We start from the raw sequence: 24,592 nt of genomic DNA, 5'->3' as shown, positions 1-24,592 counted from the left end.
TTTATTATTCAAATTCAAAGATTTTTTCAAGCATGAAAATAATTCTAATAAGTTGTAAGGAGTTTTTTATGAAGAAAGTTAGAAAAGCAGTTATCCCTGCTGCAGGATTAGGTACTCGATTTTTGCCAGCGACCAAAGCCTTGGCTAAGGAAATGTTGCCTATTGTAGATAAGCCAACCATTCAATTTATTGTGGAAGAAGCTTTGAAATCAGGCATTGAAGATATTTTAGTTGTTACAGGTAAGGCAAAACGTTCAATCGAAGATCATTTTGATTCAAACTTTGAATTAGAATATAATTTAAAAGAAAAGAATAAACATGAGTTACTAAAATTGGTAGATGAAACGACAAGCATTCGTTTGCATTTTATTCGCCAGTCTCATCCACGCGGGCTTGGAGATGCTGTATTACAAGCCAAGGCTTTTGTAGGGAATGAGCCATTCGTAGTTATGCTTGGTGACGATTTGATGGATATCACTGATGAGCATGCTCTTCCATTAACGAAACAATTGATGAATGATTACGAAAAGACTTCTGCATCAACAATTGCAGTGATGCCAGTTCCACACGAAGAAGTTTCTGCTTACGGGGTTATAGCGCCACATGGAGAAGTGGAAGATGGACTTCATAGTGTTGATACATTTGTGGAAAAACCAGCACCGGAAGATGCACCGAGTGATCTAGCCATTATTGGACGTTACCTACTTACTCCTGAAATTTTTGACATTTTAGAAACGCAAAAACCAGGTGCAGGCAATGAAATTCAGTTGACTGATGCTATCGATACATTAAACAAAACTCAGCGTGTATTTGCTAGAGAATTTAAAGGTAAGAGATATGACGTTGGAGATAAGTTTGGATTTATGAAAACGTCTATTGACTATGCCCTTAAGCACCCACAAGTGAAGGATGACTTGAAACAGTTTATCATTGATCTTGGAAAAACATTAGATGAAAATCAAGTCTAAAGGTAGTTTTACTATTGCTTGTTTTACCACTATACTATTAGCAGAGAGGAAAATGATATCCTTTCATTCTTTATAATCTATTTTGAAAACGATGAAAGAACAAGAGCAGTGATGGAATATTGGTTTCAATTATTTTTGTAACTAAGAAACATCTTTCGTAAGTGATAAAAGGGCTCTTTGTCAACTGTAGTGGGTAAATGTCAGCTAACATCTAGAGAGGACGAAATTCGTCCTCTTTTTCTTTATGTTCAAAGCGATCAAAATGCGTTTTTTAAAGGCCGGTTACTTTCATTCTAGAACAGTGCCTACGATTCTCTCTATTATTGCTAAACTTGATGAAGGTTGTATTGTCTGTTATAATATTGGATATTGCAAGTTTTAAGTGAAAGGTTTTAGGGAAGAGATTATCACAACTCACTCTTTATTAGTTATGAGACTATGGTATTAATGATAGTCTAGTAAAAGATTTGGAGAAATGACTTCCCTAGAAGGTTAAATGTAAAAACAATATGAAAAAATACGATTATCTAGTTGTTGGTGCAGGGCTGTTCGGAGCGGTCTTTGCTCATGAAGCAGCAAAAAAAGGGAAAATGGTTAAGGTTATCGAAAAACGAGACCACATTGCAGGTAACATCTATACTAAAGAAGTAGAAGGTATCCAAGTTCATGAGTATGGTGCACATATTTTTCATACTTCCGAAAAAGAAATTTGGGATTATGTGAATCAGTTTGCGGAGTTCAACCGCTATACAAACACACCAGTCGCTAACTACAAGGGTGAGATTTACAATCTTCCATTCAACATGAATACCTTTAACAAGCTTTGGGGTGTGGTTACTCCTGCGGAGGCAGAGGCAAAGATTGCTGAGCAACGTGCTGTTTTGGGAGGAAAAACACCTGAGAACTTGGAAGAACAAGCCATCTCACTAGTTGGTACAGACATCTATGAAAAATTGATCAAGTCATACACCGAGAAACAATGGGAAAAACCATGTACGGAGTTGCCAGCCTTTATCATTCGTCGTTTGCCCGTGCGTTTGACTTACGACAATAACTATTTTAACGACACATTTCAAGGTATTCCCATTGGTGGTTACACGCAGATTGTTGAAAAAATGTTGGACCATGACAATATTGATGTGGAGACAAATGTTGATTTCTTTGCCAATAAGGAAGACTATTTAGCGACCTATCCGAAGATTGTCTTTACAGGAATGATTGACGAGTTTTTTGATTACCAACTTGGTGAATTGGAGTACCGTAGCCTTCGATTTGAGACAGAAGTATTGGATATGGAAAACTACCAAGGGAATGCGGTTGTCAACTACACAGATAGCGAGACACCATATACTCGAATCATCGAACACAAACATTTCGAATTTGGTACACAACCGAAAACCATTATTACCCGTGAGTATTCGAAGACTTGGAAACGAGGTGATGAGCCGTATTATCCAGTCAACAATGATCGCAATAATCATCTATACACAGCATATAAGAAATTGGCAGAACAACAAGAGAATGTTATATTCGGCGGGCGTCTGGGTCATTATCGTTACTACGATATGCACCAGGTTATCGGTGCGGCCTTGCAATGTGTGAGAAATGAAGTTGGGGAATGATTTTGAGAAGTCATCAAAGTAGTAATTGATTCTTGGCAGAAGTTGGAATGCTCTCTAAATGTTAATCAAAAAAACCAGAAATTCTGGTTTTTTTGATTATTATTGGATTGCTGCCAACAGGTCAGCTGCTTGTTGTTCGAGTTTTGTTAGAATTTCGTCAGATAACTCCAATACACCTGTTCCCCATGCTTCTGGATTGATAGTTGAACCTGTAAATTCACCAGCAATTTGAGTGCGAATAAATGGAAGAAGGTGTTGGAAGTCTTTGAATAGGTCGTCGTGACCACTGTTTGCGACTGCAGAGACAGTTGTGATTTTATCTTGTAGGATAGATGGTCCTTTTGGATTGGATAAATCGAGCGAACGACTGAGCCAATCGAGAGCATTTTTTACGATGCCTGGGATTGCATAGTTATATACTGGTGAGAAAATCCAGATAGCATCCGCAGCGTCTACTTGTGCACGTAGCTCTGCAATTTCAGGAAGGATAGGTGTCTCGATGTCTTGGTTGAATAGGGGAATTTTTGCAAGATCAATGTAAGATACTTGAGCCTTATCAGCCAAGAACGCTTCAGCTTTTTTTGCCATTTGATGGTTAAAAGAACCGTCACGTAGTGAACCAACTAAAAACAATACGTTTGCATGATGGCCTCCTTTTCATAAAAACATAAATTTAGTATATCGTATTTGTCTTTTGTTGGCAATCCTAGGTCTGCTGGTTCTTGAATTTTTTAAGTATCTCGGCTAATTGGTCTTGTTCTTCTGAACTAAGGACAGAAAAAATCTCTCCAACGTGATCATAATGCTCTGGAAGGATTTTTTCAATGGTTTCGCGTCCAAGTGGAGTGAGAGCAATCAAGGAAGCACGACGGTCATTTGTATCGATAGTCTTGTAGATATAACCATCTCGAATCATGTTTTTTATAACGACAGTCATGTTGCCAGAAGTACTTAATAATTTATCAATTAAGTCTTGAATCCGCAGATTTCCTTTGTTGTAGAGTGCCTCCATCACTCCAAACTGACAAACTGTCAGTCCGTATTTTTTGATTGTTTCTAATTCTGATTTTGTGATAGTATTAGCTGCTCTGCGAAAGACGACTAGACTGTGAAGTGCATGCTTGTTCTCGTTTAAAGATTGTTCAACAGTTCTCATGAGAATATTTTAGCAATAAATAGTTCGGTTATCAAGCAAAAAAAGTTAAATCCTATATTCATAGGTAAAGTAGGTTATATAGCATAGAGGAGCTGAACTGTGGGTCCCAGTTCTTATATTTGTTCTCTGTCTGGAGGAGAATGAAAGTTTATTCACAATTCAATTACGGAAAAAATGGAAATATGCTTTAACTTGTAGTATAATAGGACTACTATGGAAAAAAAGATTTTTCAACTTTTGGAAGTATTGGCAACGAAGAAGGGACAGCTGATAGCTGGTTCCTTTATACTCCTAAGTGTCATGACTTTTTCGATATTCGTTATTTGGGACCTTGCAGCTAAGCCTTTTTCTGATGTGCAGAATCACGCTATTTCTGTAGCTCGAGACTATACGGATATGGAGGTTGTTGATGATGTCTCTATCTACAACGGGACAGAAACATACTTTAGCGTGCAAGGAAAGACGAGTCAGGGGGAAATGATTGCGGTTATCATTCCTGAAGAGACAAATACTGTGTATGTTTATCCAATGGCGAATGGTATTTCTAAGGAAGAAGCGCAGGCAGTCGCTACAGAGAATGGTGCTGGAGAGATAGAAAAATCGGTTCTTGGCTACAGAGATGCGAAGCCGATTTGGGAAGTCAAATCAGGCACTGCCTACTATTTAGTTGAATTTGAAACAGGGAACTTTATCAAACGGGAGGGCTTATGAGCAAGTTATCAAGACGAGTCTTAGAGATGGAAGAAAGTGTAACTCTGGCAGCAGGTGCGCGTGCAAAATCCCTGAAGGCGGAAGGACGCGATATTTTAGAGCTGACCTTGGGTGAGCCAGACTTCGTCACACCGAAAAATATTCAAGAAGCTGCTATTAAGTCTATCGAAAATGGTAAGGCGAGTTTTTACACGGTGGCTTCAGGTCTTCCTGAGTTGAAGGATGCGGTAAATACCTACTTTGAGAATTTCTATGGCTACTCTATCGAACGCAATCAAGTTGTTCTTGCCACGGGTGCCAAGTTTGTCCTCTACGCTTTCTTTGCGGCGGTCATCAATCCTAGTGATGAGGTGATTATTCCGACACCTTACTGGGTATCCTATGCTGACCAGATTAAGATGAATGAAGGGGTGCCTGTCTTTGTCACTGCAAGTGAAGAGCACAATTTCAAGGTAACGGTTGACCAGCTGGAAGCAGCTCGGACAGATAAGACCAAAGTGCTCTTGCTCAACAGCCCGTCCAATCCGACAGGGATGATTTACAGTCGTGAGGAATTGGAAGCTATTGGCAACTGGGCTGTGGAGCACGATATTCTCATCTTGGCAGACGATATTTATGGTCGTTTGGTCTATAATGGAAATACCTTTACACCGATTTCAAGTATTTCAGAGAGCATTCGTCAGCAGACTATTGTGGTCAATGGTGTGGCAAAAGCCTATGCCATGACAGGTTGGCGGGTTGGCTTTGCGGTTGGTAATCCTGAGATCATTGCGGCTATGAGCAAAATTGTCGGACAAACGACGTCAAACTTAACAACCGCTGCTCAATATGCGGCCATTGAAGCCTTTACAGGTCCGCAAGATACGGTAGAAACCATGCGTCAGGCCTTTGAAGAGCGACTCAATACCATTTATCCCTTGCTGGCAGAAGTACCAGGTTTTGAGGTTATCAAGCCAGAAGGGGCCTTCTATCTCTTCCCAAATGTCAAAAAGGCTATGGAAATGAAGGGCTACACAGATGTGACCGAATTTACCACAGCTATCTTGGAAGAAGTAGGAGTAGCCTTGGTGACAGGTGCTGGTTTTGGTGCTCCTGAGAATATCCGCCTCAGCTATGCGACAGATATGGACACGCTCAAAGAAGCAGTGGCTCGACTACACACATTTATGAAAAAATAAAAAGAGGAAAAATAATGTCTAGAAAATTGATTACCATCAACCAAGTAAAAGATTATGTCGGTCAAGAAGTGACCATTGGTGCCTGGGTTGCCAACAAATCAGGCAAGGGCAAGTTAGCCTTCCTGCAATTGCGTGACGGAACAGCCTTCTTCCAAGCAGTTGCTTTCAAGCCAAACTTCATCGAAAAATTCGGTGAAGAAGCTGGTACTGAGAAGTTCGATGTAGCAAAACGTCTCAGTCAAGAAACGTCTGTCTATGTGACAGGGATTGTCAAGGAAGACGAGCGTTCTAAGTTTGGTTATGAGCTAGATGTGACAGACCTTGAAGTAATCGGTGAGTCACAAGATTACCCAATCACACCAAAAGAACACGGTACGGACTTCCTCATGGACAACCGTCATCTCTGGTTACGTTCTCGTAAACAGGTCGCTATCCAGCAAATCCGTAACGCCATCATCTATGCGACTTATGAGTTTTTTGAGAAGAATGGCTTTATCAAGTTTGATAGCCCAATCTTGTCTGGAAATGCGGCAGAAGATTCAACAGAATTGTTCGAAACAGACTACTTTGGTCAACCAGCTTATCTCAGTCAATCAGGTCAGCTTTACCTGGAAGCTGGTGCTATGGCTCTTGGTCGTGTTTTCGACTTCGGTCCTGTTTTCCGTGCGGAAAAATCAAAAACTCGCCGTCACTTGACTGAGTTTTGGATGATGGATGCCGAGTATTCATTCCTCAGCCATGAAGAGTCACTTGACTTGCAAGAAGCTTATGTCAAAGCCTTGATTCAAGGTGTTATCGACCGTGCTCCACAAGCCTTGGAAACTCTTGAGCGTGATGTGGATGCCCTCAAACGCTACATTGCAGAGCCATTCAAACGTGTGGCTTATGATGATGCCATTACCCTTCTGCAAGAACATGAAGCTGATGAAGATACAGACTACGAACACATCGAGCATGGTGACGACTTCGGCTCGCCACATGAAACTTGGATTTCAAACTACTTTGGTGTACCGACTTTCGTTGTTAACTATCCAGCAAGCTTCAAGGCCTTCTACATGAAACCAGTTCCTGGCAATCCAGAGCGCGTGCTTTGTGCGGACCTCTTGGCTCCAGAAGGCTACGGTGAAATCATCGGTGGTTCTATGCGTGAGGACGATTACGATGCTTTGGTAGCCAAAATGGACGAGCTCGGCATGGACAAGTCAGAATACGAATTCTACCTTGACCTACGTAAGTACGGTTCAGTACCACACGGTGGTTTCGGTATCGGTATTGAGCGTATGGTAACCTTCGTCGCTGGTACAAAACACATCCGTGAAGCCATTCCGTTCCCGAGAATGTTGCACCGCTTGCATCCATAAGCAAATCAATAGATATACAAACAGACTACACATGTGGTCTGTTTTCTTGCTTTTTCACTCTCTTTTATTTATAATTATTCTAAATAAAATCGTGGAGAGGAAAATGAAGCAAGAAAGTTTAGGAAAAGAAATTATTCGTTTGGCCTTGCCTGCTACGGTGGAAAATATCTTTCAGACCTTAGTTGGTTTTGTGGATACCCTCTTGATTGCACAGCTGGGGCTGGTAGCGGTGACGGCAGTTGGCCTTGCCAATACGATTTTGAATGTCTATTTGGCGGTCTATATGGCTTTGGGAGTTGGGGCAACAGCTTTGATTGCTCGGTCTATTGGCGCAGGAGATAGGGAATCTCTTACCTTTCATGTCCGTCAAGCCTTAGTGTTTTCAGTAGGTATAGGTCTGCTATTTGGTTTACTATCCCTTGTTTTCGGGCGGCAGATGCTGGTCTTAATGGGAGCAGATGCGGAGAGTTTGGCTGGCGCCCAGGCATTTTTTTACTGGGTTGGTGGTTTGACGATTTTCCAAGCTCTGATGACTATTTTGGGAACAATCTTGCGGGCATATGGGGATACAGTATCCCCTATGAAAATGAGCTTACTGACCAATGGTTTTAATGTGGTCTTGGACTATTTCTTGATTTTTGGTATTGGCTCTTGGTCAGGGTTGGGGATTGTAGGGACAGCCTTGGGAACCGTCTTAGCTCGCTTGCTTGGTACAGTCTTGCTTTACCGAAAGGTGCAACAGACTGACTTGGCAGTTGATCTCAAACAATTGTTCCACTTGGGAAGTCCTAAGGAAATGGTGGATTTGACCTTACCTGCAGCAGCCGAACGCTTGGTTATGCGGTTGGGACAGGTGGTCTATTTCAGTTTGATTGTGGGGCTGGGGACGACTGTCTATGCTTCTCATATGATTGCAGGCAATATCGAGAGTTTTACCTATATGCCTGCCTATGGTCTTGCGACAGCTGCTGCCGTTTTGATTGGTCAAGCCTTGGGCAAGGGTGACATTTCCACAGTCAGACGGGTCGCATTTGTCAGCTCTGCCTATGGAGTAGCGATCATGTCCCTGCTGGGAGTCGTCTTGTTTGTCGGAGCTCCAAGTTTTGCTTTGCTATTTACCAAAGACCTAGAAGCAGTCCGTCAAGTCGTCACAGCCTTACGGATCGATGCTTTCAACCAGCCAGGCCTTGCGGTTTCTTTGATCATGGCTGGCGCTCTGCAGGGCTTGGGGGATACCAAGTCGCCACTCTACTCCACAATGATAGGAATGTGGGGGCTGCGCGTCGTAGGTGTTATCGTCTTAGGTCAGATGTTCGGTTTAGGAATTGCCGGCGTCTGGCTGTCGATTTTGATTGACCTGCTCTTGCGAGCGATTTTCCTGACTTGGAGATTTCAGGTAAAAATACGAAAACTGGCCGATTAGGCCGGTTTTTTGGTATAATATCGATAGAAAGAATAAAGGAGATTTACAGATGAAAACCATTCATACAGATAAGGCACCAGCAGCTATTGGCCCATACGTTCAAGGAAAGGTTGTAGGAAACTTCCTCTTTGCCTCTGGTCAGGTTCCCTTGTCACCTGAAACGGGTGAGATTGTGGGAGAAACTATTCAAGAACAGACGGAGCAGGTCTTGAAAAATATTGCAGCAATTTTATCAGAAGCAGGAACAGACTTCGACCATGTGGTGAAGACGACTTGTTTCCTAAAAGATATGAATGATTTTGTAGCCTTTAATGAAGTTTATAAAACAGCTTTCTCAGCAGATTTTCCAGCTCGTTCAGCGGTGGAAGTTGCACGCTTGCCACGTGATGTTAAGGTTGAGATTGAAGTTATTGCAGTTATTGATTAGAAGAGAAAAGGAGGGAATGTCATGTCGGACAAACTCCATTTAGTTATTGTGACAGGGATGTCGGGAGCTGGTAAGACAGTAGCCATTCAGTCTTTTGAGGACTTGGGCTATTTTACCATTGATAATATGCCGCCGACCCTCTTGCCAAAATTTTTAGAACTGATTCGCTATAGTCAAGACAACAATAAGATTGCCTTGGTGGTGGATATGCGGAGTCGCTCCTTCTTCTCGGAGATTCGAGAGGTGTTGGATGAGATTGAGGGGGCAGAGGATTTAGATTTTAAAGTCCTATTCTTGGATGCGACGGATAGTGAATTGGTTGCTCGCTATAAAGAAACTCGTCGTTCCCATCCTTTGGCGGCTGATGGTCGTGTTTTGGACGGGATTCAGCTAGAACGTGAACTTTTGGCTCCCTTGAAAAATATGAGCCAGAATGTCATTGATACGACAGAGCTGACACCTCGCAATCTCCGTAAGGCAATCTCGGAGCAGTTTGCTAGTCAAGATAATCAGCCGTCGTTTCGCATAGAAGTCATGTCCTTTGGTTTCAAATATGGACTACCTCTGGATGCGGACTTGGTCTTTGATGTGCGTTTCTTGCCAAATCCTTATTATCAGAAAGAATTACGAAATCTGACTGGTCTGGATGCTCCTGTCTTTGACTATGTCATGGAGCATCAAGAATCAGAAGAGTTTTATAGTCATTTGCTCGGCTTGATAGAACCGATTCTTCCTGGTTATCAGAAGGAAGGAAAATCAGTTCTAACGATTGCCGTTGGATGTACGGGTGGTCAGCATAGAAGCGTAGCCTTTGCTAAACGTTTGGCAGACGATTTAGAGAAAAATTGGAATGTCAATCGTAGTCATCGTGATAAGGACAGACGGAAGGAGACGGTCAACCGCTCATGAGAAAACCAAAAATTACAGTTATCGGGGGCGGGACTGGTATTCCAGTCATTTTGAAGAGTTTGCGGGATAAGGATGTAGAGATTACCGCTATCGTGACGGTAGCTGATGACGGAGGATCTTCGGGGGAAATCCGTCAGGCTTTGCAGGTGACCCCTCCAGGTGATTTGCGTAACGTCCTATTGGCTATGTCGGATATGCCCAAACTTTATGAACAAATTTTCCAGTATCGTTTTGCGGATTCAGATGGACCCTTGGCTGGTCATCCGCTAGGGAATCTCATCATTGCTGGTATTTCAGAAATGCAGGGTTCAACCTACAATGCGATGAGGTTGTTGACGCGCTTTTTCCATACGACAGGGCGGATTTATCCATCTAGCGAACAGGCCTTGACCCTTCATGCTATTTTTACAGATGGGACCGAGGTAGCAGGTGAGAGCAAGATTTCCAAGCATAATGGGATGATTGATCATGTCTATGTGACAAATTCTTATAACGATGATGAACCGAAAGCCAGTCGCCAAGTAGTTGAAACGATTATGGAAAGTGACATGATTGTACTTGGACCGGGTTCTCTTTTTACCTCAATTTTGCCGAATCTGATGATTTCTGATATTGGCAAAGCCCTAAAAGAAACAAAGGCTGAAGTGACCTATGTGTGCAACATTATGACCCAACGGGGAGAGACTGAGTTTTTCTCAGATGCGGACCATGTGGCGGTTCTCAATGCCCACCTAGCTGAACAATTCATTGATACAGTTTTGGTCAATATTGAACCAGTTCCACAAGAGTATATGAATAGCAATCAGTTTGATGAATACTTGGTACAGGTAAAACACGATTTTGCAGGTTTGCAAAAACAGGCTAATCGTGTGATTTCTTCGAATTTTCTTCGCTTGGAAAATGGCGGAGCTTTCCATGATGGTGACTTGGTGGTAGAAGAGTTGCTCAAGATTTTGCAGGTGCGGTCATGAGTTTTACAGTACAAGTAAAGGAAGAATTGCTGCTTCAGTCTAGCCAAAATAAGAGCGAGCTATCTGCTATTATCAAATTATCAGGTAGTTTGGGCTTAGCTTCATCAGGTTTGACTCTTTCTATCAGCACGGAAAATGCAAAGATTGCCCGTCACATTTATGAACTGTTACTTCATTTCTACCAGATTAAGGCTGAGATTCGCCATCATCAAAAACCTAATCTCAAAAAGAATCGTGTGTATGCAGTTTTGATAGAAGACGGCGTGAATGAGATATTGAATGATTTGTATTTGGCTGATAGCTTCTTTGGATTAGAGACGGGGATTTCTCCCTTGGTTTTGGAAAATGATTCGTGGAGTCAAGCCTATCTTCGTGGAGCATTTTTAGCGGCAGGCTCTGTTAAAGATCCTGAAAAAGGGAAATACCAGCTTGAAATAGCTTCTGTCTATAGTGACCATGCCAATGACCTGGCCAATCTGATGCAGAAATTTCTTTTGGATGCCAAAGTCATTGAGCGAAGTAAGGGAACTATTACCTATCTGCAACGTGCAGAGGACATTATGGATTTTCTTTTGGTGATTGGAGCAGAAGAGGCAAAGACAGAATTTGAGAATGTTAAATTGCTTCGTGAGGCTCGAAATGATCTAAATCGAGCTACCAATGCGGAAGCTGCTAATATTGCAAAGACGGTCAATGCTAGTATGAAAACAATTAATAATATTATCAAAATTATGGATACTATCGGTCTAGATCAGTTGTCAGGTGACTTGCAGGAGATTGCCCAGTTGCGAATTCAACATCCAGACTATTCCATTCAGCAATTGGCGGATAGTCTAACGGTACCAATCACTAAAAGTGGTGTCAACCATCGTTTGCGGAAAATCAATAAGATTGCGGATGAATTGACTGACTAGATAGGTATACATAGAATGTTACAGTCATTTGAATTAACTTTGATACCTCGTCACTCTCGGCTTGCCGTACTCTAGTATTGCTTGCACCTCAGTTCCTTGTCTGAAAGTTAATCCATTCGACGATACTAAGACTGGTTCGAGAGGACCGGTTTTTTGTATGCTGTGATAGCAATCTTCTTCACTGGAATGATCCTGTTTTATGAATTTTTCAGTAATGATTAGCATAGAACGTTAATATATGTTAAAATAGATAGAAGGATACTTTAGCTAGAAAGGAGTTTTGATGATAAGCAACGAACAATATGATTATCTAAGGGCACATCCAACTTTTGAACGTTTGACACGTGATAGCTTTGATCAATTAGCTAAGCATATTCGTTTTCGAAAGATTCCTAAGGGGCAAATCTTTTTTTACGCAGAGGATCCTAGAGATTATCTATTTGTATTGTATAAGGGCTATGCTCGGATTGAGCAATATGATGAGACGGATAGTTTTACGTATTTGGACTATATTCGGCAGGGCGGTGCCTTCCCTTTTGGAGATATGTTTCAGGACAAACCTTATCATTATACCGCCATTGCCATAACGGACCTAGAGTATTTTATTGTACCGATGGTCTTGTTTGAAACCTTGTCGAAGATAAATCCGAGTCAAATGGCTTATATCTGTCAAAAATTATCCAAAGTGCTTCGTTTTCAAGAATTGCGCTTGCGAAATGCGATGCGTTCCAAGGCATCAGATCGAGTCGTTCAAGCCTTGGCTCTTCTTTATTGGGATATGTGCCAGCGCGATCAGTTTGCTACCTTGCCATTTGAAATTCATATTCAAGAGATTTCGCGTTTAGCAGCTACGACACGGGAAACAGTTAGCCATGTTTTGAAGCAACTGAAACAGGATGGTAAAATTGCTTATAGTCATAAACAGTTAACTTATTTAGATATTGATTATTTCTTAGAAAATTTGACAGAAACTCATTGAAGTTTCTGTTTTTTTATAAAAAAATAAAAATTCATATAATGATATAACGGAAAGAATTATGCAGAATATAGGCGATATAATCGATAATTATTTATAAATAAGGTTAAAAATGTGAAGAATTTCTCAAAATGAATGTGAGCGTTTTCAAGTTTTTGTTTTTTTGCTCTGTTAAACTATGGATGTAAAGAGGAAATGAGAGGCAGGAAAGCGTACGGTCCTCCTCGTTTCCCATCATGTATAAATCTACAAGGAGGACAGATCATGTCAAACCATCCAATTCATGTCTTTTCAGAAATTGGTAAGCTGAAAAAAGTTATGTTACACAGACCAGGTAAGGAAATTGAAAACCTCATGCCTGACTATCTAGAACGCCTACTCTTCGATGATATTCCGTTCTTAGAAGATGCACAGAAAGAGCATGATGCTTTTGCTCAAGCTCTTCGTGATGAAGGTGTAGAAGTGCTCTACTTGGAAAAATTGGCTGCTGAGTCACTTGTTACACCTGAAATTCGTGAACAGTTTATCGATGAATATCTTGAAGAAGCTAACATTCGTGGTCGGGCAACTAAAAAGGCAATTCGTAAGCTGTTGATGTCTATTGAAGATAATCAAGAACTGGTTGAGAAAACGATGGCCGGTGTTCAAAAGGCAGAATTGCCAGAAATCCCTTCTGAAGAAAAAGGTTTGACAGATTTGGTTGAATCCTCTTACCCATTTGCAATAGACCCAATGCCAAACCTTTACTTCACACGGGATCCATTTGCTACGATTGGTAATGCTGTTTCTCTTAACCACATGTATTCAGAAACACGTAACCGTGAAACCTTGTATGGTAAATATATCTTCACTCATCACCCAGAATATGGTGGAAAAGTTCCATTGGTTTACAATCGTGAAGAAACTACTCGTATCGAGGGTGGGGACGAATTGGTTCTTTCAAAAGATGTTTTGGCAGTAGGTATTTCACAACGTACCGATGCTGCATCAATTGAAAAACTATTGGTAAATATCTTTGAACAGCATGTTGGCTTCAAGAAAGTATTGGCATTCGAATTTGCTAACAACCGTAAATTCATGCATTTGGATACGGTATTTACCATGGTTGACTATGATAAGTTTACTATCCACCCAGAAATTGAAGGTGACCTTCGTGTCTTCTCTGTAACCTATGAAAATGAAACGCTTCATATTGAAGAAGAACATGGTGACTTGGCAGAACTTTTGGCTGCGAACCTTGGTCTTGAAAAAGTAGAATTGATCCGTTGTGGTGGCGGTGATATGGTTGCTGCTGGTCGTGAGCAATGGAATGATGGTTCAAATACATTGACCATTGCACCAGGTGTGGTAGTTGTTTACAAACGCAATACGATTACCAATGCAATCCTCGAGTCCAAAGGGCTTCGTTTGATTAAGATTGGTGGAAGCGAATTGGTTCGCGGTCGTGGTGGACCTCGTTGTATGTCAATGCCGTTTGAACGGGAAGACATCTAATGCCAAGTATAGAACGAACAACAATCGGTTCGGAAGAATGGCAACGCGCAGCCTCTATCTATGTCCGCTATAAGGTATTTGTCCTTGAGCGTGGTATTGCAAAGGAAGATGAATTTGACCAGAATGATACGGAAGGAAGAGTTTACGCCAATCTCTTTATTGGTGAAGAGCCTGTTTCGACGGGACGTTTTCTTCCTGTCGGTCCTGGTCAAGCTCGTCTAACCCGAATAGCCACTCTACCGAATTTTCGTGGAAAAGGCTATGGAAAAATGATTATCAGCTCTTTGGAAGCTTATGCACGTGAAGCAGGCTTTCATCAGTTGAATATACATTCGGAGTTAACTGCAAAGACTTTTTATGAGTCAGTTGGCTACCAAGCAACTTCTGAAGTTTATCAAGAAGATGGAGAATGGTGCCAGACATTGACAAAATTTATTTAAACATTAGGAGAAGAGACAATGACAAACGTATTTAAAGGTAGACATTTCCTTGCAGAGAAAGATTTCACACGCGCAGAATTGGAATGGTTGATTGATTTCTCAGCTCATTTGAAAGATTTGAAAAAACGCAATATTCCACACCGTTATTTGGAAGGTAAAAATATTGCTCTCTTGTTTGAAAAAACATCAACACGTACTCGTGCTGCCTTCACAGTAGCATCTATTGACCTTGGTGCCCATCCAGAGTATCTTGGTGCAAATGACATCCAACTTGGTAAGAAAGAATCTACAGAAGATACTGCTAAAGTTTTGGGACGCATGTTCGACGGTATTGAATTCCGTGGTTTCAGTCAAAAAATGGTGGAAGAATTGGCAGAATTCTCTGGTGTGCCAGTATGGAATGGATTGACAGATGCATGGCACCCAACTCAAATGTTGGCTGACTACTTGACTGTCAAAGAAAACTTTGGCAAGTTGGAAGGCTTGACTCTGGTTTACTGTGGTGATGGCCGTAACAACGTTGCCAACTCTCTCTTGGTGACAGGTGCTATCCTTGGTGTCAATGTCCATATCTTCTCTCCAAAAGAACTCTTCCCAGAAGAAGAAGTAGTTGCCTTGGCTGAAGGTTTTGCGAAAGAAAGTGGAGCACGTGTTCTCATTACTGATAATGCTGACGAAGCAGTCAAAGGCGCAGATGTTCTCTATACAGACGTTTGGGTATCAATGGGTGAAGAAGATAAATTTGCTGAACGCGTTGCCCTCTTGAAACCATACCAAGTGAATATGGAATTGGTGAAAAAAGCAGAAAATGAAAATCTCATCTTCTTGCACTGCTTGCCTGCCTTCCATGATACAAACACTGTTTATGGTAAAGATGTCGCTGAAAAATTCGGCGTAGAAGAAATGGAAGTAACAGACGAAGTATTCCGTAGCAAATATGCTCGTCACTTCGACCAAGCTGAAAACCGTATGCACACTATTAAAGCAGTGATGGCGGCTACTTTAGGGGATCCATTTGTTCCACGTGTGTAATAGTTAACTATCTAATAACGCATCGCAACCTCCGGGGGCTGGCACCCAGCCCCCATATTTTGAGGATAGATATGTAAGCGATTACTATTTCGCGAAAGTGAGGAAAAAGCAAGAGATATGACAAATCGTAAAATTGTAGTAGCCTTGGGTGGCAATGCCATTTTATCGTCCGATCCATCGGCTAAAGCACAAAAAGAGGCCTTGGTACAAACAGCCAAGCACCTTGTAAAATTGATAAAAAATGGGGATGACCTTATTATCACGCATGGTAATGGTCCTCAGGTTGGAAACTTACTTCTTCAAAACCTTGCTGCTGATTCGGAAAAGAACCCAGCTTTTCCACTAGACAGTTTGGTAGCCATGACAGAAGGTTCGATTGGTTTCTGGTTGCAAAATGCCTTGGAAAATGAATTGCTCAAGGAAGGCATTGAAAAAGATGTAGCATCTGTTGTGACCCAGGTTATCGTGGATAAGAATGATCCCGCCTTCGAAAATTTGACCAAGCCGATTGGACCATTCTATACAGAAGAAGAAGCGAAAGCAGAAGCAGAAAAGACTGGTGCAACCTTCAAAGAAGATGCCGGTCGTGGCTGGCGCAAAGTCGTTGCTTCGCCAAAACCTGTAGGAATCAAAGAAATTGGTACCATTCGTACCCTTCTCAATGCAGGTGAGGTAGTCGTAGCTGCTGGAGGCGGAGGTATTCCAGTTGTCCAAGAAGCAGATGGCACCCTGACCGGTGTGGAAGCAGTTATTGATAAGGACTTTGCTTCTCAATGTTTGGCAGAATTGGTTGATGCAGACTTGTTTATCGTCTTGACAGGTGTGGACTATGTCTTTGTTAACTACAACAAACCAGACCAAGAAAAATTAGAAACAGTTACCGTAGCTGAATTGGAAGAATATATCAAACAAAATCAATTCGCACCAGGTTCCATGCTACCGAAAGTTGAAGCAGCTATTGCTTTTGTAAACAATAAGCCGCAATCAAAAGCAGTCATTACCTCATTAGAAAACTTAGGCGCTTTGATTGAATCCGATAGCGGCACGATCATTGTCAAAGGCTAAGTAGCTGTATGTATCGTTGAGGCTTCTATTTATTGATGTACTCTGCATGCAAATATAGTTTTTAAACTAGACGGGTTATTTATTGATGGAGTTAGGGGAGTGGAAGTATTGATAGTCCTACAAGGGTTCCCTTTAATCGAAACATGAAGGTCTGGGCTTCTAAGCTTCCTCCCCTCTCATCCATTTCCTATCAAGTATCTATCTATAAGCAATGATTTCAGATAATAGACTGAAGGAGATAGACATCTCTTGAAGATAGGTGGGTATTTGATACGGTTATTACGGATACAATTTCCCTTAAATAGGGGATAAACTTTTAAAATATTATAGGAGGTTTTTGCGATGAGCGAAAAAGTGAAAAAAGGCTTTAAATTGCCTTCGTCTTATACAATATTGATGCTCATTATTGCCTTTATGGCAGTGATGACATGGATTATTCCAGCTGGTCAGTATCAGGTTGATGAAGCCGGACGTTTGGTGGCTGGTACCTATGAGAAGGTTGCTCAAAATCCACAAGGGATTTACGATGTTTTTATGGCTCCAGTTCGTGCCATGCTTGGTCATGGTGCGACTGAAGCAGCGATTAACGTAGCATTCTTCATCATCATGGTTGGCGCCTTTCTTGGTGTAGTTAACGAAACAGGTGCACTTGATGTAGGGATTGCTTCTATTGTAAAACGCTTCAAAGGTCGTGAAAAAATGTTGATTTACATCCTCATGCCTTTGTTTGCCTTGGGAGGCTCAACCTATGGTATGGGTGAAGAAACAATGGCTTTCTTCCCGCTCCTTGTTCCTGTTATGATGGCGGTTGGTTTTGACAGTATTACCGGTGTAGCTATCATCTTGCTAGGTTCTCAAATCGGCTGTTTGGCTTCTACTGTAAACCCATTTGCAACGGTTGTAGCCTCTGATGCAGCAGGTGTAAGTGTTGCGGATGGTATGATTTGGCGCTTGGTCTTCTTCGTTGTCATTCTCGCGATGGGGGTTCTCTTTGTAGCCAACTATGCTGAGAAAGTGAAAAACGATCCGACTAAGTCCTTGGTTTACAAACAGCGTGAAGCAGATATGCAACACTTTAATGTCGCAGCAACTCAAGAAGTGAATGCAGAATTATCACCAGCTCAAAAACGTGTTCTCTGGGTATTTGTACTAACATTTGTTCTCATGATTTGTAGCTTTATTCCATGGGAAGATTTGGGTGTGACTATCTTTACACAATTTAATGATTGGTTGATTGGTCTTCCATTCATCGGTCAAGTGATTGGTTCTTCAACAGCTGCTCTTGGTACTTGGTACTTCCCAGAAGGAGCAATGCTCTTTGGTATCGCAGGGATTGTAGTTGGTTTAGTTTATGGTATGAGTGAAGAACGTTTGGTAAAATCCTTCATGTTCGGTGCGGCTGATATTTTCAGCGTAGCTTTGATTTGTGCTATCGCGCGTGGTATTCAAGTCATCATGAACGATGGTATGATTACTGCCACTATTCTCCACATGGGTGAAGAAGGATTGCAAGGTTTGTCTTCACAAGTATTCATCATTTTGACCTATCTCTTCTACCTACCAATGTCCTTCTTGATTCCATCTTCATCAGGTCTTGCAGGGGCTTCTATGGGTATCATGGCACCTCTTGGTGAGTTTGTAAATGTACCAGCGAGCTTGGTTATCACAGCTTTCCAAGCTGCATCAGGTCTCTTGAACTTGGTAGCTCCAACATCAGGTATTGTAATGGGAGCCTTGGCACTTGGTCGTGTTGAAATTGGTACTTGGTATAAATTTGTAGGTAAGTTAATCGTAGGCATCATGATTGCCTCCATAGCTATTTTGGTCATTGCGACATTCTTCTAATCGAAATTCTGGGTCAGATTTTATCACGAATACAGATAAAATTTGGCTCAGTTTTTCCTTTTATGATAGAATAGTGCTAGAAAATATATCATATCTTATTATGTTGAAAGGGGACACAATGAGAACAAGTTTTATTCAGTCATCGCATCAGGAGGCATGTATTCAAGCCATCCAAGAACTGGTTGCTTTTCCTTCTGTTTTGCAAGAACATCAGGCAGATACGCCATTTGGTCAAGCGATTCAGGATGTTCTGGAGCACACGTTGGCTTTGACGGAAAAGATGGGTTTTAAAACTTATTTAGACCCTGCTGGCTATTATGGCTATGCTGAAATTGGGCAAGGCGAAGAATTATTAGCAATCCTTTGCCACTTAGATGTGGTACCTGCTGGTGATCTTAGTCAATGGCAGACGCCGCCTTTTGAGGCTGTGGTAGAGGGAGATTATATTATTGGACGCGGGGTTCAGGATGATAAAGGTCCTTCAATGGCGGCCTTATTTGCAGTAAAAGCACTTCTTGATGCGGGAGTCCACTTTAACAAACGGATTCGTTTCATTTTTGGAACAGATGAAGAGACCTTATGGCGGTGTATGAACCGCTACAATCAGTTGGAAGAAGTGGCAACTATGGGCTTTGCACCAGATTCTTCCTTCCCTTTGACGTATGCTGAAAAAGGATTACTACAGGCCAAATTGCATGGTCCAGGTCACCCTTGTCTGAGTATCGAAGCGGGAACTGCCTATAACGTAGTACCTGCCAAGGCAAGCTATTCTGGTCATTTATTAGCAGGAGTTATTGCGGAATTAGATCAATTAGGCTTTGATTATGAAACCAAAGATGATCAAGTAACGGTTCTTGGTATTTCGCGGCACGCCAAGGATGCTGCTGAGGGGGTCAATGCCATCGTTCGTTTGGCAAAGGCTTTGGAACATTTCGAAAATCATCCAGCCTTGGACTTTATCGTCAATGCAGTTGGTGAAGATGCCACAGGATTTAAGCTTTTTGGTGATGTGACCGATGAACCATCAGGGACACTCAGTTTCAATATTGCAGGTCTAACCATTAGCGCAAAAAAATCAGAAATTCGCTTGGACATTCGTATTCCTGTCACTGCGGATAAAGAAGCCCTAGTTTCTACTTTACAAGCCAAAGCGCAATTATGTGGCTTGACCTATGAAGAGTACGACTACCTTGCTTCCTTGTATGTGCCATTAGACAGCCAGCTGGTATCTACGCTCATGTCTGTTTATCAAGATAAGACAGGAGATTTAACAAGCGAGCCAATCTCGTCAGGTGGGGCTACCTTTGCTCGTACTATGCCAAACTGTGTGGCCTTTGGTGCATGTTTCCCAGATACAGAACAAACAGAGCACCAGGAAAATGAACGCATGCCATTAGAAGACTTATATAAAACAATGGATATTTATGCTGAGGCAGTCTATCGCCTAGCTGCGGAATAGCCATTATCAGTATTGAATAGTAAATTACAGTTTAAAAGCTCTTAGTGAAATATCTAAGAGCTTTTCTTATGAAGAATGACATTGAAAGATGAGATAGAAATGTGTCACTGTTTACAAGAAGTGGACAAAAATATATGAAAGTGTGACTTATTATATGCTGTTTTAGAAATAGACCCCATCTGCATATAGAATAAGTCAAGTTAGACTATTCTACAATAAAACGCTTACATGTTATATTTGTGACAGAAATGCGATCGCACATCAACCAGTAAACTGAATTTTGAGTCTTATACGAGACTAAATAGGTTTACAAACTGCTTTATTTTGGCTATAGGTAGGATAAACTTGCAGATTTTATAGGAGGAAATAATGAAAAAAGAAACAAGTAAGTTTACGAAAAAAGTCATCCTTGGTCAGCTTCTTATCTGTACCAGTTTTTTGGTATGGGCAGGGCAGACTGCAGCAGCAGAGGAGGTATCTCAGGGAGAACCAGTAGCAATCAACAATGATGTTCCCCCTACTATTGAAGCAAAACCGCTTGTAGAAGCTACTCCATCAACTGAAACAGAACCTTCAACTCCAGAAGAAAAACAGGAGGAACCAAAGGTAGTTGAGAAAAATGTGATAGAAGGAAAAGAGCCGACTACCAACAGTCAGCACTTGATGGCTTCAGAATTGACGACCATTCCTTCGGTTGCCATAAAAAATCCAGAGAAAGCAACGGATGGTGTGTCTTATGGTAGTTCAGATGATGCCAGCAACAATACAAAAATTATTGCAGGTGAAGAAACGGGAGGTGCTGATAATGGCTATTCTCAGTGGGATCATGTCTATGTTCAGTATGACTTTGAAAAGGAAGTTCCTGTCCATACTGTAAATATTTACCGTAATACCTATGAAAATGCAATCTCTACATTTAAAGATGTTAAGGTCGAGTTGTCCACCAGCGCAGACTTTTCTCCTGAAACTACGAGGGTCATCTTCGAACAGGCAGATGTAGAAGAGACAGTAACAAACAAGGGGAAACCACAAGTTATTCAACTCCTGTCACCGTTTGATGCACGTTATATGCGTATTTGGGGACGGGGGCATTATATCCAAAATACAAACAGTTCCTGGAAGGGATATAGTAATGGCGTTCTCTTCAACGAGATAGAAGTCTTGGCGCAGGTTGAAACAGACGAAAGCGCAAACGAAAATCCACAGACCGAGCTAGTCAATCTTGCCGAATTGAAGAAGCCATATTTTTATGGAAAAGCTCCCACCAATCCAGAAGCCATTAATGATGGCAAATTTGATGAGAATTATACTACTCAGGAATCAAAAGGCATGGGAGCCTATCTCCAGTATGAATTTAAAAATGTCTACACTATCGAGGAAATCAAGGTTCAATTAGCTCCAGGTACCTATTCTCATTTTCGTGTAGATTTAGATGATGATTACAATGCATGGAACACCTATAAAACAGTTTATCAAGCAAGCAATCTTTCTGTGAATGAAGGAGAGATTTTGACGATTGCGGTTCCGAAAGGCTCTAAAGCAAGATACGTTCGATTTACAGGGGCATCTGCTGACGAAGAAGCACTCCGTTATTCAGAAATCCAAATTATGGGACATGGAAAATCATATGATGAAGCCGCACCTGAATACCTTCCGCCAAAATCTGATTACGATACCTTAGTCTGGTCTGATGAATTTGACGGAGATAAGATTGACGAAAGCAAGTGGCAGATTATTGATGGCATGTGGAACCACGCAGCTATCTACAATCGGAAAGCTGTTTCTATTAAAAAAGAAGGAGACAAGAGCTATTTATCTATTCGCACTACCAATCATAATACGACAGATGAGCTGATAAAAGCAGTTGGTTTGGACCGCTATAATGATACGAAATTGCCAGAAAAAGTAACCTGGTCATCTGGCCGTCTAGAATCTAAGGATAAATATTCTTTCCAATTTGGTCGGATGGCTGTCCGCGCCAAGGTAAATGACTCTAAGGGAATCTGGCCGGCTATTTGGATGTTGGCACAGGATGAGACTGGTCACGATGAGATTGATGTTTTGGAATATCTAGGGCAAAATCCGTGGGAGGCATGGACAACCAATCATTTTGGTATTCTAGCTAAAAATAAGGAATCTCACGGTGTACCGATTAAGAATTATGAAGCCTGGAGTCAGGAATTCCACGTCTATGAAGTAGAGTGGACTCCAGATGTCATCAAATGGTATATTGATGGAAAATTTGTTTTCCAAACCATGCGTGGTAAGGATAGGGATGGTATGCACACCCGCCCTATGTTCCCAATACTGGAAACCCAAGTTGGTGATGGCTGGGTTGGTGACGTTGACTACAGCAAAAATATGACCAAGCAAGATAGTGAATACCTGATTGACTGGGTACGCGTTTACCAAAAAGCAGGACAAGACAAGGTTTACTTTGATAATCTAGACGATGCAACTGCTAGTGACTATACAATTAAACCAAGTGAGAAACGTGGTCAATTAGTATCAGTTTCACACGGTCAGGCTGCGCATGAAAATAAAAATAACTTTTATTATGGAGGGCAACCACGTTACGAAACAAGTCGTCTATATGCAGATGGTCAAGGTGAAAATGCACTCATTTATAAGGTGAATGATCCAAAAGCACTCCATCTTACAACCTATTATAAAACCTTGGAAGATTATGCAGTATACAATGATAAGGCATGGGCCAAGGAAGGAAAATCTATTCGTAAACACTTGGTTGGAGCAGCTGAAGGGGCAATTGATTTTACCGTCTATTCATCGGTTGATGGGAAAACTTGGAATAAGGAAACAACAAGTGTAGTTGATAATTTTGTAGAGGCGACACCAGCCTATGCACGTACGACATTTGATATTAGAGACATCCGAAGAGGAACCAAGTATATCAAGATTGTCTTTCCAGAATTATCAGGTATATCCTATAAATTGGAAAGCGGAGCTGAAAAAGCAGTGGTTGCTAGTGATGTTCAACTGGCAAAAGTTACCTTTGTAGCTTCAGACCCTAGTGCAGAGCCAGAAAAACCAATTGTTGACGAACGTAAATTAAGTTTATCCAAAGTTTTCTCTCTAGATGCTGGCCGTAAATATTTCTCAGTTGACCAATTAAAAGAGATTGTTGATTTGGCTTCTTATTATGGTTATACAGATTTGCATTTATTGGTGGGTAATGATGGTATGCGATTCCTATTGGACAATATGGAATTGACGGTTGGTGATAAGACCTATACCAGCGATGCGGTAAAGCAGGCCCTTATCAATGGAAATAATCATTATTACAATGATCCAAATGGAAATCATCTTACCCAGGCAGAGATGGACGAACTGATTGCTTATGCTAAGGCAAGCAATGTTCGTTTGATTCCAGCCGTAAATAGCCCGGGACACATGGATGCTATTTTAGAAGCCATGGAAGAGCTTGGTATCCCATCTCCTAAATTTACTTACAACGGTAAAACTTCTGCGCGAACAGTTGACTTAAATAACAAAGAAGCGATTGCTTTTACCAAAGCATTAATTGATAAATATGCTGGATATTTTTCAGATAAGGCCAAAATTTTCAATATCGGTCTGGACGAATATGCAAATGATGCTACAAATGCGTCAGGCTGGCGCATCCTTCAATCTCAGGGAGACTATGGCAAATTTATTCAATATGCCAATGAGTTAGCGGCTATCGTCAAGAAGCATGGTTTAGAGCCAATGGCTTTCAATGACGGTATCTATTATAACCACGATACTAGTTCAGGTACTTTTGACAAGGACATTATTGCTTCTTTCTGGACTGGTGGCTGGGGAGGATATGACGTTGCCTCATCTAAGTTTCTTGCTGACAAAGGCCATAAGATTTTAAATACCAATGATGCTTGGTACTATGTTATTGGACGTGAAGCAGAAGGTTGGGGATGGTATAATCTTGATCAAGGTCTGCGTGGAATTGAATCAACACCACTGGAAGTTGTTCACAAAAATGAAAACTCAGAGATACCGGTAATCGGTAGTATGGTTGCTGTCTGGGCAGATGATCCAAGTAAAGAATATAGTTATGATTCTGTTCATCGCCTCATGTACGAGTTTGTAATGGCGAATCCAACTTACTTTTTAGCTGATTATGTTGATTTGCACGAAGAAATTGGTAAGCTTCCTGCTGATTTGAGTGATTATAGTCCAGAGAGCGTAGCAAACTTAAAAGAGGTTTTGGACAAGATTGACTGGAAACTCAGTAAAAATAACCAGGCATTTGTAGATGGTTATTTAGCAGAGGTAAAAGCTGCGCGTGAAGCGTTAGTTCCTCTGCCACCACTAGTGACAGCAAAAGGAGACAGCGTCAAAGCGGAGCCCTTACCAGTAGGGCAGCTACCTTTGATTACCGCTAAGGGAAAAAGTGTCCAAGCAGAAGCACGTCCCGCCTTTAAGGGATACCTGACACCAAACTATGGTCCCTCTGTCACACCTTTATCCCTTGTATCAAAACTAAGCAGTGAGCAGTCAAATTCCAAGCAAGTAGCCTCTCAGAAGAAAGAATTGCCAAATACAGGCGCAGTAGATGGTCTTGGATTCACTCTTCTTGGACTTATCGGCCTAGCAGCAGCTAGTCGTCGGAGGAAAGAGGAGTAA

General features: G+C 41.5%; 20 protein-coding genes. 18 read left to right on the top strand and 2 right to left on the bottom strand.

Features of this window, described 5'->3' with window-relative positions; all coding sequences use genetic code 11:
* The first annotated feature begins 68 nt into the window (after positions 1-68).
* Together galU and glf are read left to right on the top strand one after the other, a co-directional pair.
* Positions 69-968 (top strand): UTP--glucose-1-phosphate uridylyltransferase GalU, encoded by a 900-nt coding sequence (gene galU / locus NOL38_RS04440; protein WP_277941485.1) that lies wholly within the window; start codon positions 69-71, stop codon positions 966-968.
* Between the two features lie 509 nt (positions 969-1,477).
* Complete coding sequence (gene glf, locus NOL38_RS04435; protein WP_277941484.1) at positions 1,478-2,590, top strand: UDP-galactopyranose mutase; 1,113 nt, start codon at positions 1,478-1,480, stop codon at positions 2,588-2,590.
* Between the two features lie 99 nt (positions 2,591-2,689).
* Here the strand turns inward: glf and NOL38_RS04430 are convergent, their stop codons facing one another.
* Positions 2,690-3,178 (bottom strand): NADPH-dependent FMN reductase, encoded by a 489-nt coding sequence (locus NOL38_RS04430; protein ID WP_277941483.1) that lies wholly within the window; start codon positions 3,176-3,178, stop codon positions 2,690-2,692.
* A 118-nt stretch (positions 3,179-3,296) separates the two neighbouring features.
* The gene (locus tag NOL38_RS04425) at positions 3,297-3,746 is read right to left on the bottom strand and encodes a MarR family winged helix-turn-helix transcriptional regulator (protein WP_002938613.1); all 450 of its coding nucleotides are present in this window, start codon (positions 3,744-3,746) and stop codon (positions 3,297-3,299) included.
* Between the two features lie 213 nt (positions 3,747-3,959).
* Here NOL38_RS04425 and NOL38_RS04420 point away from each other — a divergent pair, with 213 nt between their 5' ends.
* The 16 genes from NOL38_RS04420 to NOL38_RS04345 all read left to right on the top strand — a co-directional run bounded on the left by NOL38_RS04420 (position 3,960) and on the right by NOL38_RS04345 (position 24,592).
* Entirely contained in the window at positions 3,960-4,457 is a 498-nt protein-coding gene (locus NOL38_RS04420; protein WP_172101995.1) for a cell wall elongation regulator TseB-like domain-containing protein, read from the top strand.
* Complete coding sequence (locus tag NOL38_RS04415) at positions 4,454-5,635, top strand: pyridoxal phosphate-dependent aminotransferase (protein WP_277941482.1); 1,182 nt, start codon at positions 4,454-4,456, stop codon at positions 5,633-5,635. Before NOL38_RS04420 ends, NOL38_RS04415 begins: the two co-directional genes overlap by 4 nt.
* Before the next feature lie 14 nt (positions 5,636-5,649).
* Positions 5,650-6,996: an asparagine--tRNA ligase gene (gene asnS / locus NOL38_RS04410; RefSeq protein WP_024377171.1), complete on the top strand. Its 1,347-nt coding sequence runs from the start codon at positions 5,650-5,652 to the stop codon at positions 6,994-6,996.
* A gap of 103 nt (positions 6,997-7,099) precedes the next feature.
* On the top strand, positions 7,100-8,419 hold the full coding sequence (locus NOL38_RS04405; RefSeq protein ID WP_277941481.1) for an MATE family efflux transporter: 1,320 nt from the start codon (positions 7,100-7,102) through the stop codon (positions 8,417-8,419).
* Positions 8,420-8,468: 49 nt separating this feature from the next.
* On the top strand, positions 8,469-8,846 hold the full coding sequence (locus NOL38_RS04400; RefSeq protein WP_002941727.1) for a RidA family protein: 378 nt from the start codon (positions 8,469-8,471) through the stop codon (positions 8,844-8,846).
* Between the two features lie 21 nt (positions 8,847-8,867).
* Positions 8,868-9,755, top strand: a complete 888-nt coding sequence (rapZ, locus tag NOL38_RS04395; RefSeq protein ID WP_277941480.1) for an RNase adapter RapZ — start codon at positions 8,868-8,870, stop codon at positions 9,753-9,755.
* Positions 9,752-10,726 carry a YvcK family protein gene (locus NOL38_RS04390; RefSeq protein ID WP_024400159.1) on the top strand — a complete coding sequence of 325 codons (975 nt, stop codon included), beginning with the start codon at positions 9,752-9,754 and terminating at the stop codon, positions 10,724-10,726. Before rapZ ends, NOL38_RS04390 begins: the two co-directional genes overlap by 4 nt.
* Positions 10,723-11,640 (top strand): DNA-binding protein WhiA, encoded by a 918-nt coding sequence (gene whiA / locus NOL38_RS04385; protein WP_105120323.1) that lies wholly within the window; start codon positions 10,723-10,725, stop codon positions 11,638-11,640. Before NOL38_RS04390 ends, whiA begins: the two co-directional genes overlap by 4 nt.
* 283 nt (positions 11,641-11,923) lie before the next feature.
* Complete coding sequence (locus tag NOL38_RS04380) at positions 11,924-12,619, top strand: Crp/Fnr family transcriptional regulator (RefSeq protein WP_014638193.1); 696 nt, start codon at positions 11,924-11,926, stop codon at positions 12,617-12,619.
* A gap of 261 nt (positions 12,620-12,880) precedes the next feature.
* Entirely contained in the window at positions 12,881-14,110 is a 1,230-nt protein-coding gene (gene arcA / locus NOL38_RS04375) for an arginine deiminase (RefSeq protein WP_408549305.1), read from the top strand.
* Positions 14,110-14,550, top strand: coding sequence for a GNAT family N-acetyltransferase (locus NOL38_RS04370; protein WP_002941721.1), 441 nt, complete (start codon positions 14,110-14,112; stop codon positions 14,548-14,550). Before arcA ends, NOL38_RS04370 begins: the two co-directional genes overlap by 1 nt.
* Before the next feature lie 18 nt (positions 14,551-14,568).
* On the top strand, positions 14,569-15,582 hold the full coding sequence (argF, locus tag NOL38_RS04365) for an ornithine carbamoyltransferase (protein ID WP_011922164.1): 1,014 nt from the start codon (positions 14,569-14,571) through the stop codon (positions 15,580-15,582).
* 117 nt (positions 15,583-15,699) lie between these two features.
* The gene (gene arcC, locus NOL38_RS04360; RefSeq protein WP_024400852.1) at positions 15,700-16,647 is read left to right on the top strand and encodes a carbamate kinase; all 948 of its coding nucleotides are present in this window, start codon (positions 15,700-15,702) and stop codon (positions 16,645-16,647) included.
* A gap of 342 nt (positions 16,648-16,989) precedes the next feature.
* Entirely contained in the window at positions 16,990-18,492 is a 1,503-nt protein-coding gene (locus NOL38_RS04355) for a YfcC family protein (protein WP_044693483.1), read from the top strand.
* A gap of 118 nt (positions 18,493-18,610) precedes the next feature.
* The gene (locus NOL38_RS04350; RefSeq protein ID WP_024396022.1) at positions 18,611-19,951 is read left to right on the top strand and encodes a dipeptidase; all 1,341 of its coding nucleotides are present in this window, start codon (positions 18,611-18,613) and stop codon (positions 19,949-19,951) included.
* Between the two features lie 369 nt (positions 19,952-20,320).
* Positions 20,321-24,592, top strand: a complete 4,272-nt coding sequence (locus NOL38_RS04345; RefSeq protein ID WP_277941479.1) for a family 16 glycosylhydrolase — start codon at positions 20,321-20,323, stop codon at positions 24,590-24,592.

Source organism: Streptococcus suis, assembly GCF_029616525.1.
GTDB lineage: Bacteria > Bacillota > Bacilli > Lactobacillales > Streptococcaceae > Streptococcus > Streptococcus suis_AF.
Note: the sequence above shows the minus strand (reverse complement) of the source record. Positions and strands in the feature narration are given on the sequence as shown.

Coding starts and splice junctions, on each gene's coding strand:
- NOL38_RS04370 (WP_002941721.1), top strand. CDS start 14,110: ATGCCAAGTATAGAACGAACAACAATCGGTTCGGAAGAATGGCAACGC.
- NOL38_RS04390 (WP_024400159.1), top strand. CDS start 9,752: ATGAGAAAACCAAAAATTACAGTTATCGGGGGCGGGACTGGTATTCCA.
- NOL38_RS04420 (WP_172101995.1), top strand. CDS start 3,960: ATGGAAAAAAAGATTTTTCAACTTTTGGAAGTATTGGCAACGAAGAAG.
- rapZ (WP_277941480.1), top strand. CDS start 8,868: ATGTCGGACAAACTCCATTTAGTTATTGTGACAGGGATGTCGGGAGCT.
- whiA (WP_105120323.1), top strand. CDS start 10,723: ATGAGTTTTACAGTACAAGTAAAGGAAGAATTGCTGCTTCAGTCTAGC.
- arcA (WP_408549305.1), top strand. CDS start 12,881: ATGTCAAACCATCCAATTCATGTCTTTTCAGAAATTGGTAAGCTGAAA.
- glf (WP_277941484.1), top strand. CDS start 1,478: ATGAAAAAATACGATTATCTAGTTGTTGGTGCAGGGCTGTTCGGAGCG.
- NOL38_RS04415 (WP_277941482.1), top strand. CDS start 4,454: ATGAGCAAGTTATCAAGACGAGTCTTAGAGATGGAAGAAAGTGTAACT.
- NOL38_RS04400 (WP_002941727.1), top strand. CDS start 8,469: ATGAAAACCATTCATACAGATAAGGCACCAGCAGCTATTGGCCCATAC.
- NOL38_RS04380 (WP_014638193.1), top strand. CDS start 11,924: ATGATAAGCAACGAACAATATGATTATCTAAGGGCACATCCAACTTTT.
- NOL38_RS04405 (WP_277941481.1), top strand. CDS start 7,100: ATGAAGCAAGAAAGTTTAGGAAAAGAAATTATTCGTTTGGCCTTGCCT.
- galU (WP_277941485.1), top strand. CDS start 69: ATGAAGAAAGTTAGAAAAGCAGTTATCCCTGCTGCAGGATTAGGTACT.
- arcC (WP_024400852.1), top strand. CDS start 15,700: ATGACAAATCGTAAAATTGTAGTAGCCTTGGGTGGCAATGCCATTTTA.
- NOL38_RS04425 (WP_002938613.1), bottom strand. CDS start 3,746: ATGAGAACTGTTGAACAATCTTTAAACGAGAACAAGCATGCACTTCAC.
- NOL38_RS04355 (WP_044693483.1), top strand. CDS start 16,990: ATGAGCGAAAAAGTGAAAAAAGGCTTTAAATTGCCTTCGTCTTATACA.
- NOL38_RS04345 (WP_277941479.1), top strand. CDS start 20,321: ATGAAAAAAGAAACAAGTAAGTTTACGAAAAAAGTCATCCTTGGTCAG.
- NOL38_RS04350 (WP_024396022.1), top strand. CDS start 18,611: ATGAGAACAAGTTTTATTCAGTCATCGCATCAGGAGGCATGTATTCAA.
- argF (WP_011922164.1), top strand. CDS start 14,569: ATGACAAACGTATTTAAAGGTAGACATTTCCTTGCAGAGAAAGATTTC.
- NOL38_RS04430 (WP_277941483.1), bottom strand. CDS start 3,178: ATGGCAAAAAAAGCTGAAGCGTTCTTGGCTGATAAGGCTCAAGTATCT.
- asnS (WP_024377171.1), top strand. CDS start 5,650: ATGTCTAGAAAATTGATTACCATCAACCAAGTAAAAGATTATGTCGGT.